The organism is Limnohabitans sp. (assembly GCF_040400975.1).
Taxonomy (GTDB): domain Bacteria; phylum Pseudomonadota; class Gammaproteobacteria; order Burkholderiales; family Burkholderiaceae_C; genus Limnohabitans_A.
This window is the reverse complement of sequence record NZ_JBBAPF010000141.1, coordinates 1-1134: the sequence shown is the minus strand read 5'-3', so window position 1 is coordinate 1134 and position 1134 is coordinate 1. Positions and strand designations below refer to the sequence as shown.

Sequence of the window (1134 nt, the reverse complement as noted above, 5' to 3'; positions counted from 1 at the left end):
ACTCCGTAGCCATTTTGGCTCAAGCCATTCGGCGCCTGAGCCTTGCTACAGCACCATGGGCATCCTCCGCGATGTCCTTGACGACGTGGCCGCTTGCGGACTCTCCGCCGGCACGAAGGGCCGCTTGAGCCACTGGGCCGTCGAGCTGGCCTTCCGCTTCGTGGGAGGCTCTGCGAGCGCCACGGTGCTCACCTGCTTTGAGGAGACTCTGGAGGTTGCCAAGCAGGCATCGGGACAGGCGATCTCAGCTGGCAAGCTGCAGGCCGAGCTACGGCAGTTGGGCCGGCCAGACCTTGCCAGGAGAGTCTGCAAGCAGGCAAAGGCACGGCAGGGCACCGCTCACCCAGACGTGTGCCTTGCCAAGGAGGTTTCGGCGGCTTTGCTTGCCACCAGAGCGGGGCCCAACACCGCGCCGGGCGGCGAGGGTGCCTACAGCGGTGGCGACAAAGACCGTTGCTCCGGGAGTGAGCAGGATTCCGTGATGGACCAGCAGGACGGTGCGCACGGCGATACGCTGGACTCTGCGCGGGTCGAGCACACTACACAGCAAGGCGCGGCCCTCGGCGCGTGCTTGCGCAGCACCGTCCCTCCCTGTGCTGGGCCACCTGCACACGGTGGGCCGGAAGACCTCCGCGACCGCATCATCGGCATCTTCCGCCAGCACGACCCGACCAAGCTTGCCAAGGGTGAGGTCGAGCGCATGTTGGCCATGCACGACGGGCTCGAGGGCCAGTTGTACATCAAGGTGCGCAATCAGTACATCCCCGGCCTATTACAGCACGCACCCCAGGTTGTTCGCAAAAGTGAAAGGGACGCAGCCCCTGCTGCCGTCTCGAACCTTGCCGATGCTTCACCAGCGAACAACAGCACCATCGATGAGGGCGTCTTGCAGTCAGCTCAGTTGCTGATTGACCGGCTGTCCATCAAGTACGGCCTGTCCACAGACGACCTCGCAGCGGAGGCACGAGACTACGGCCAATCTGAGGCTCGCCCTTCAGTGAGGCCGCCTTTTCAGCCTGCGCTGTGCGCCCAGTCCGCCGAGGAAGCACCGGCGTGCAGTCGTGGCCTCGCCCTGGGCCGCTCTGGCAGCGCTAGCGTGCGGAATGTTGGCGGGTCTGTCGCCACTGCGTGGCA

General features: G+C 65.3%; 1 protein-coding gene. It reads left to right on the top strand.

What is annotated here, in order from left to right; translation table 11 throughout:
- Window positions 1-55 precede the first annotated feature (55 nt).
- A partial coding sequence (locus ABWQ00_RS16230; RefSeq protein WP_353239696.1) for a hypothetical protein occupies window positions 56-1134 on the top strand: 1079 nt, incomplete at its 3' end.